Source organism: Terribium retamae, from assembly GCF_022347545.1.
Lineage (GTDB): Bacteria > Pseudomonadota > Alphaproteobacteria > Rhizobiales > Rhizobiaceae > Mesorhizobium > Mesorhizobium retamae.
Genome location: NZ_JAKREW010000089.1, coordinates 1 through 7,281, shown reverse-complemented (window position 1 = coordinate 7,281; position 7,281 = coordinate 1). Strand labels below are relative to the sequence as shown.

11 protein-coding genes and 1 tRNA gene are annotated in these 7,281 nt (G+C 60.1%); all 12 read left to right on the top strand.

All coding sequences use genetic code 11. The features are described from left to right. On the top strand, positions 1 to 114 hold a 114-nt coding region (locus tag L4923_RS30310), incomplete at its 5' end, for an EF-Tu C-terminal domain-related protein (protein WP_486389247.1). 156 nt (positions 115 to 270) lie between these two features. After that, positions 271 to 1,224 (top strand): COG3904 family protein, encoded by a 954-nt coding sequence (locus tag L4923_RS30305; protein ID WP_239370810.1) that lies wholly within the window; start codon positions 271 to 273, stop codon positions 1,222 to 1,224. Next, the gene (locus L4923_RS30300; RefSeq protein WP_239370809.1) at positions 1,221 to 2,045 is read left to right on the top strand and encodes a hypothetical protein; all 825 of its coding nucleotides are present in this window, start codon (positions 1,221 to 1,223) and stop codon (positions 2,043 to 2,045) included. Before L4923_RS30305 ends, L4923_RS30300 begins: the two co-directional genes overlap by 4 nt. A gap of 120 nt (positions 2,046 to 2,165) precedes the next feature. Further along, positions 2,166 to 2,630: a group II truncated hemoglobin gene (locus tag L4923_RS30295; RefSeq protein ID WP_343304490.1), complete on the top strand. Its 465-nt coding sequence runs from the start codon at positions 2,166 to 2,168 to the stop codon at positions 2,628 to 2,630. Positions 2,631 to 2,687: 57 nt separating this feature from the next. Next, positions 2,688 to 3,239 carry a putative glycolipid-binding domain-containing protein gene (locus L4923_RS30290; protein WP_239370808.1) on the top strand — a complete coding sequence of 184 codons (552 nt, stop codon included), beginning with the start codon at positions 2,688 to 2,690 and terminating at the stop codon, positions 3,237 to 3,239. Positions 3,240 to 3,347: 108 nt separating this feature from the next. Then, a tRNA-Trp gene (locus L4923_RS30285) sits at positions 3,348 to 3,423 on the top strand. Positions 3,424 to 3,767: 344 nt separating this feature from the next. Then, entirely contained in the window at positions 3,768 to 3,971 is a 204-nt protein-coding gene (secE, locus tag L4923_RS30280) for a preprotein translocase subunit SecE (protein ID WP_054314107.1), read from the top strand. A 27-nt stretch (positions 3,972 to 3,998) separates the two neighbouring features. Further along, positions 3,999 to 4,538 (top strand): transcription termination/antitermination protein NusG, encoded by a 540-nt coding sequence (gene nusG / locus L4923_RS30275; RefSeq protein ID WP_054314106.1) that lies wholly within the window; start codon positions 3,999 to 4,001, stop codon positions 4,536 to 4,538. 162 nt (positions 4,539 to 4,700) lie between these two features. Continuing rightward, complete coding sequence (gene rplK / locus L4923_RS30270; RefSeq protein WP_239370807.1) at positions 4,701 to 5,129, top strand: 50S ribosomal protein L11; 429 nt, start codon at positions 4,701 to 4,703, stop codon at positions 5,127 to 5,129. Between the two features lie 4 nt (positions 5,130 to 5,133). Beyond that, on the top strand, positions 5,134 to 5,832 hold the full coding sequence (rplA, locus tag L4923_RS30265; RefSeq protein ID WP_239370806.1) for a 50S ribosomal protein L1: 699 nt from the start codon (positions 5,134 to 5,136) through the stop codon (positions 5,830 to 5,832). Between the two features lie 392 nt (positions 5,833 to 6,224). Then, positions 6,225 to 6,743 (top strand): 50S ribosomal protein L10, encoded by a 519-nt coding sequence (gene rplJ, locus L4923_RS30260; RefSeq protein WP_239370805.1) that lies wholly within the window; start codon positions 6,225 to 6,227, stop codon positions 6,741 to 6,743. A gap of 51 nt (positions 6,744 to 6,794) precedes the next feature. Further along, positions 6,795 to 7,172 carry a 50S ribosomal protein L7/L12 gene (gene rplL, locus L4923_RS30255; RefSeq protein ID WP_239370804.1) on the top strand — a complete coding sequence of 126 codons (378 nt, stop codon included), beginning with the start codon at positions 6,795 to 6,797 and terminating at the stop codon, positions 7,170 to 7,172. Positions 7,173 to 7,281 lie beyond the last annotated feature (109 nt).

Genomic DNA, 7,281 nt, shown 5'->3' with positions numbered 1-7,281 from the left:
ACCGTTGACGTCGAGCTGATCGTGCCGATCGCCATGGAAGAGAAGCTGCGCTTCGCTATCCGCGAAGGCGGCCGTACGGTTGGTGCAGGGATTGTTGCTTCCATCATCGAGTAAGCGGCGGTCTCGCTGAATGAACTGAAGGGCGGTCTTCGGACCGCCCTTTTTCTTTGCGACAACGAATACGCTGCCGCCTGTCCGAAATGGCTCAGAATCCTGCTGTTCAAACCTGTCGATTTGATTTTAGGTTCGGCTGTGTCTGGAGGCGCATTGTTGGCGGGCAGGGCTGGTCACAACATTGGCGGTATGTTTGTGCGCATGGTTGTCGCACTCTTGCTGGTTTGTTTCTCGATCGCAGCGCAGATTGACATCGCAGCGGCCGCCAAACCTGCCAAGAAAAAGCAAGAACCCGCGATGCGGTTCCTAGTGGTGCGAAGCGCTCCAAAAGCTTGCGAGCCGACATGTCCGGAATGGATTTCTGCCGAAGGCACGATCACCGGCGCCACACCAAAACTGTTCAAACGGGTCTTGGCCTCTCTGGGCGGTCGTCGCTTGCCTGTGATCATCACCTCTCCGGGAGGGGATGTGTCGGCGGCAATGGAAATCGGCGAGTTGATACGCAGCAACAAGCTCGACGTCGCTGTCGGACGAACCGAACTGGCGCAATGCGGCAAGAGTGGTGCTGCCTGCACCAGCGAGAAGGAGAGGGGATCTCTCCACCTCGGCGCGGTTACCACCCTGGGCGGTTATTGCGCCTCGGCCTGCCCGCTGATCCTTGCTGGTGGCGTCAATCGTTTCGCCGGACCGTCTGCGATGATCGGCGTGCACCAGGTGACGACCACCTCGAGACAGATGCAGATCGAGTACCGGATTACCTACCGGATCGTCAGGGGCAAGAAGCGGATTATCAGCAAAAAAGAAGTCGGCCGTCGTATCCTGCGGGGCGAGACGTATTACAAAATGAGACCTGAATTGGAAGGCCGGATCAGCACCTATCTCTCGGGGAAGGGCATCGGCCGTCAATTCCTCGATATCATGCGCGAAACGAGCGCTTCGGATCTCCGACTTCTGCCGCAGTCGGACATGCAGGACATGCAACTGCTCACCGGTTCGGGTTCCGCCGAATTGTTGGTGGCAGACGGCTTGTGCCGCCAAGTGCCCGCAGCGGCAAATTGCCGGGTGGTCACTTGGTCCGATGTGAAACGGCTTGCGGGAAAAGCCAAATGAGCACCTCGATCTCGTGTCGGTATGCTAAGTTCCTTGTGGCCCTTTCTGTCGCGTTCCTTGTATTTGGCATGTGCGCAAAGGCCGGAGAAATCCCGGCTGAGGAGGCCGCGTCCCTGGAAGCGCCGATGCGGTTTGGCCTGGTGCGGTCGGGCGAGCCAGGCTGCGAGCCAACCTGCCCGGAATGGATTTCTGCCGAAGGGAGGTTGGACAAGGAAGCGCCGAACCGGCTCAAGGCGACACTCAAACAGGTCAAGGGCCGCGATTTGCCGCTGCTTCTGTCTTCTCGGGGCGGTGAGTTGCACGCCGCGATGGCTTTGGGAAGGCTGCTGCGCAAGAATGGAACGAGCGTTGCCGTAGGCCGGACAACTTACATTTCGTGCCGGACGGAAGAGGCAAATTGCGGTGCCCCGGATGCAGCCAACGCTCGTTATGTCGGCGCTGCGCTTGTCGCGGGCGCTCGCTGCGAGCGCGAGTGTCTTTTGGTTTTGGCCGGCGGCGTCACGCGCCTCGCGGGCGAGGAGGCCAAGGTGGCGCCTATTGACTTGATGGACCGTCTTCAAGGGGCCGGAAAACAGATCCGATCGTATTTCAAGGCAATGCGGGTCGATCCGCGGATTCTCGACCCTGGAAAACCTGCCCCGCTGGACGATGGTCCCCTCAAGCTCGCGGAAATGCAAGCGGCCGGTCTGGTCACTTTGAGTTTTGATGCCAGGCTGCTGGTCTCGGCCAGTGTCTGCAGAACGAGCCCCGCCGCCGACAATTGTCGCGTCTTCACAACGATGGACTTGCCCGAGCCTCATCCCAAACCGCAAACCAACTGACATCGTGAGGCCTTCCGTTCGGAAGCAATGACTGCGAGCGAAGGCGCTACCCGTCCGACCAGCTTGTGTCCTGGCTCGTGTTTCGTGAGAGTGCCTCGGTCAGTAAGGGAAACGACGGCCATGACCGCGGATATACCCACGCTCTACGATTGGGCCGGAGGGGCAGAACAGCTCCAGCGGTTGACCTCGGTCTTCTATGACAAGGTAGCGAAGGATTCCGTGGTCGGACCGGTATTCCGCAACATGTCGCCGGATCATCCCGCTCATGTGGCGGCCTTCATAGGTGAGGTCTTTGGTGGCCCCCCGATCTACTCTCGCAAACATGGCGGCCACCGCGAGATGGTGGCGCATCACCTTGACAGACATCTGACGGAGGAGCAGCGTCGCGGTTGGATCAGCCTTCTCATGGACGCAGCTGACGAAGTTGGCTTGCCGGACGATCCGGAATTCCGCTCAGCTTTCGCTGCCTATATCGAATGGGGCTCTCGGCTGGCGAAGATAAACTCCAATCTGGGCGCAACATGCGACCTCGAGGAAGAGGCCAATGCCGCAATGGGGTTGGGGCGTGCCGGGCGGGCCCTATAAACCACCAGCCGGCTGAGTCATAGTTGCCGGCATCGCAGCCAGGGAGCAGCTAGGTCGATGGATACGACAATTGTCGCACGCTGGCGGGAATGGGAAGGTAACGGTACCCAGCATCTGGTGATGAGTAGCCGGCACGACGGAAGCTTTGTCGATGCGGTTGCGATCTCGTCCGATCCTTATCCTTTCGCCGCGCACTACAAGATCGCCATGAGGCCCGACTGGCTGACTCGACGCGTGGAAGTCGGGCTGGTTGGAGGCGACAAAGTGCTGATCCTGGAGGCGGACGGAACCGGAAGTTGGGCGAAGAATGGCGAGCCGATACCGGCGCTGGACGGTGTGTTCGAGCCGGACCTGTCGATAAGCCCGTTCACCAACACACTCGCGGTAAAGCGGCTTCGCCTTGCAAAGGGGGAGAGCGCGGAAATTCGCACGGCCTATGTTTTTGTGCCGACACTAGAGGTCTTTGCGGATCCGCAGCGCTACACCTGCCTGGAGGAGGGCAGGCGCTATCTCTATGAATCCCTGGATAGTGATTTTCGTCGCGAAATCATGTTTGACGAGCACGGACTGGTAACGGATTATCCAGGGCTGTTTCGCAGGCTTTTGTGATTGAGCCGGCTTGCTGCTCGTTGCACGATTTGCATCAAAGCTGCTCTTTACAGACGACGCGGAAGCTTCTAGGAAGCGCCTGCCACGCAGATGATGCGTCGCAGCCTTAGGGGTATAGCTCAGTTGGTAGAGCGGCGGTCTCCAAAACCGCAGGTCGCGGGTTCGAGCCCTGCTGCCCCTGCCAGTTTTTCCGAATTCCTTGAGAACGCAGGCCTTGAAAGAGGCGCAAGCCTTGCCATATGAGCGTTTTTCGGGCATAAGGCGCCCATAGCCGGGACGGAACGACTGGATGGTTCCGATGCGGCGTTTGGCCATAAAGCGGAAGCTTGCCACTTGCGTGGAACAAGAATCGGTTTTATGTAGACACGACAGACACGCGGCGCGTGGAGCTGGGAAGCCAGCTTTGCGCGTCTGATTTGCATGGATCGAAGGCTTGCTGATTCGGCTTGATCTTCGGTTCTGCGGCACGTCCCGGCCGGCGGGATCATCCAGGAGGTCCGGTCAACGGGCCTTGAAAGCAGAGCGGACATGGCGTCGAAGACTACCAATCCTTTCGTCTTCCTTCAGCAGGTGAGGGCGGAGACCGCCAAGGTCACCTGGCCTTCAAGGCGGGAAACGATGATTTCGACGGTCATGGTCCTGGCCTTCGCGGCGATCGCCATGATCTTCTTTTTTGCTGCCGACCAGATCATGGGTCTGGCGGTCGAGATGATCCTCGGCATCGGCAAGTAAGACCACCACGACGGGGATAATTGATAGATGACTGCGCGGTGGTACATCGTTCACGCTTATTCGAACTTCGAAAAGAAGGTCGCTGAAGACATCGAGAATAAGGCCAAGCAGAAGGGCTTGTCGGAGCGCATCGAGCAGATCGTGGTTCCGACCGAGAAGGTTGTCGAGGTTCGGCGCGGCAAGAAGGTTGATGCAGAGCGCAAGTTCTTCCCCGGCTACGTGCTGATGAAGGCGGATCTGAATGATGCGGTTATCTCGCTGGTGAAGAACACACCGCGCGTTACCGGTTTCCTCGGTGAAGACAAGCATACGGCCAAGCCGATGTTCATCACCGAAAAGGAGGCTGAGCGCATCCTGCATCAGGTGCAGGAAGGCGTTGAGCGGCCGAAGCCGTCGGTCACGTTCGAGATCGGCGAGCAGGTGCGGGTGTCGGACGGGCCTTTCGCCTCGTTCAACGGTTTCGTTCAGGAAGTGGACGAAGAGCGCGCTCGCCTCAAAGTGGAAGTTTCGATCTTCGGGCGTGCTGTGCCGGTCGATCTGGAATTCGGTCAGGTCGAAAAGGGCTGATCGGTTTTTCGCTCTCCTTTGGGGGAGTGGAGAGGTGGCGCGCAAGTGCTGCCATCAACGGGTGGGAGGCGAGGGCGGCTTAGCCGGCCGAACGAACCGAACCACCGGACTGCAACCGCCGGCATCCAGTGAGGGCTGGCATGACTGAAGGCAGGAAAGAGTATGGCTAAGAAAGTAGCGGGCCAGCTCAAGCTCCAGGTTGCCGCGGGTTCTGCGACTCCGTCGCCCCCGATCGGCCCGGCGCTTGGTCAGCGTGGCATCAACATCATGGAATTCTGCAAGGCGTTCAACGCGCAGACCCAGGAAATGGAGAAGGGTTCGCCCATCCCCGTCGTCATCACCTATTATCAGGACAAGTCGTTCACCTTCGTCATGAAGACGCCACCGGTGAGCTATTTCCTGAAGAAGGCAGCCAACCTGAAGTCGGGCTCCAAGGAGCCGGGCAAGGTCAAGGCCGGCACGATCGCTCGCGACAAGGTGCGCGAGATCGCCGAGAAGAAGATGAAGGATCTGAACGCCAACGACGTGGAAGCAGCAATGCGCATGGTCGAGGGCTCTGCCCGTTCGATGGGCCTGGAAGTGGTGGGCTAAGACGATGGCAAAGATTGCAAAGCGTGTAGCCAAGTCCCGCGAAGGCATCGACCCAAACAAGGCCTATGGCCTGGGCGAGGCCCTGCAGATCCTTAAGGATCGCTCGAAAGTGAAGTTCGACGAGACCGTCGAGATCGCCATGAACCTGGGCGTCGATCCTCGTCATGCTGATCAGATGGTCCGCGGCGTGGTCAACCTGCCGAACGGTACCGGCAAGAATGTGCGTGTCGCCGTGTTTGCGCGTGGCGATAAGGCCGATGAAGCCAAGGCTGCCGGTGCCGACATCGTGGGTGCCGAAGATCTCGTCGACATCGTCCAGAAGGGCACGATCGATTTCGATCGCTGCATCGCCACTCCGGACATGATGCCGCTGGTCGGTCGTCTGGGTAAGGTGCTCGGCCCGCGTGGCATGATGCCGAACCCGAAGGTCGGTACTGTGACCGCCGACGTTGCCGCCGCCGTCAAGGCATCGAAGGGTGGTGCGGTCGAGTTCCGTGTCGAGAAAGCGGGCATCGTGCACGCCGGCGTCGGCAAGGTCTCGTTCGACGTCAAGGCGCTGGAAGAGAATATCCGAGCCTTCGCCGATGCGGTCACCAAGGCAAAGCCGGCAGGCGCCAAGGGTAACTACGTCAAGAAGGTGTCGGTCACCTCGACGATGGGCCCTGGCCTCAAGCTGGATGTCGCCACCCTCGCAGTGGCCTGAGAAATTTGATGCGGGTTGGCTGCTAAGGCGCTGACCCGACTTAAGAATTCCGGTCCCCGTGAAAGCGGGGCCCGGATGCCGGAAATCGAAAGGTATCCGGCATCCTGTCCGAGATTGCAGGCGGCCTAGTCCCGAAAGGGCGGACCTTAATTGGAATGGCCTGCATGAGACGGGGTAGGACCCGACATTGGAGCCTCGGCTCCCTGGAAGGTTCGAACCGTGTTTGCCTTTTGTCTGCGCATCGCGTCGGGGTGACCTGTCGGATGTGGCGAAAGGGGGCAGGATCCTCGAGCGCCGATCGGGTGATCTGAAGTTTTGGATTGCTCGCCCGGCAAAAGGCAACCCGACTGCTGTTTCCGCGAATGGGAAGAGTGGTCAACTGGAGATAGGCAGTGGACAGAGCGGAAAAACGCGAACTCGTCACGGACCTGAACGACGCCTTCAAGGGCGCCGGCTCGGTGGTCGTGGCCCACTATGCCGGTATCACCGTCGCGCAAATGAACGATCTTCGCACGAAGATGCGTCAGGCCGGCGGCACCGTCAAAGTCGCGAAGAACCGCCTCGCCAAGATCGCTCTTCAGGGCACGGAATCCGAAAGCATCATCGATCTGTTCAAGGGACAGACGCTGGTCGCCTATTCGGAAGATCCGGTTACGGCGCCAAAGGTTGCGTCCGAGTTCGCCAAGGGCAATGACAAGCTCATTATTCTCGGCGGCGCTATGGGCTCGACCTCGCTCAACGCCGACGGTGTCAAGGCTCTCGCCTCGCTGCCGTCGCTCGACGAGCTGCGCGCCAAGCTGGTTGGCATGATCGCCACGCCGGCAACCCGGATTGCTCAGATTGTCAATGCACCGGCGGCTTCGGTCGCGCGCGTCATTGGCGCCTATGCCCGGAAGGACGAGGCGGCGTGAGGCCGTTCCTCATCACAACAACACGTTCGAACCTTATAAAGGAATATCAAAATGGCTGATCTCGCCAAAATCGTTGAAGACCTCTCGAGCCTGACCGTCCTCGAGGCAGCTGAACTCTCGAAGCTCCTGGAAGAGAAGTGGGGCGTTTCGGCTGCCGCTCCGGTGGCTGTTGCTGCTGCTGGCGGCGCTGCCGCTGCTGCTGCCCCGGCTGAGGAGAAGACCGAATTCGACGTCATTCTTGCTGCCGCTGGCGACAAGAAGATCGAAGTCATCAAGGAAGTGCGCGCCATCACCGGCCTGGGCCTCAAGGAAGCCAAGGACCTGGTCGAGGCCGCTCCGAAGCCGGTCAAGGAAGGCGTGGCCAAGGCCGACGCCGAGAAGATCAAGGCCCAGCTGGAAGCAGCTGGCGCCAAGGTCGAACTGAAGTAATTCAGGGTTTCGGGGGGGGGGGGGGGGGGGGGGGCGGGGGGGCCGCGGGCGGGGGGGGGGGAGTGCAGTGGAGAGGGGGGGGAGGGCGGGGGGGGGGAAGGGGGGGGGG

Excerpts from the sequence above, each read along its gene's own strand:
- L4923_RS30300 (WP_239370809.1), top strand. The coding sequence starts at position 1,221 with ATGAGCACCTCGATCTCGTGTCGGTATGCTAAGTTCCTTGTGGCCCTT.
- L4923_RS30295 (WP_343304490.1), top strand. The coding sequence starts at position 2,166 with ATGACCGCGGATATACCCACGCTCTACGATTGGGCCGGAGGGGCAGAA.
- L4923_RS30290 (WP_239370808.1), top strand. The coding sequence starts at position 2,688 with ATGGATACGACAATTGTCGCACGCTGGCGGGAATGGGAAGGTAACGGT.
- secE (WP_054314107.1), top strand. The coding sequence starts at position 3,768 with ATGGCGTCGAAGACTACCAATCCTTTCGTCTTCCTTCAGCAGGTGAGG.
- nusG (WP_054314106.1), top strand. The coding sequence starts at position 3,999 with ATGACTGCGCGGTGGTACATCGTTCACGCTTATTCGAACTTCGAAAAG.
- rplK (WP_239370807.1), top strand. The coding sequence starts at position 4,701 with ATGGCTAAGAAAGTAGCGGGCCAGCTCAAGCTCCAGGTTGCCGCGGGT.
- rplA (WP_239370806.1), top strand. The coding sequence starts at position 5,134 with ATGGCAAAGATTGCAAAGCGTGTAGCCAAGTCCCGCGAAGGCATCGAC.
- rplL (WP_239370804.1), top strand. The coding sequence starts at position 6,795 with ATGGCTGATCTCGCCAAAATCGTTGAAGACCTCTCGAGCCTGACCGTC.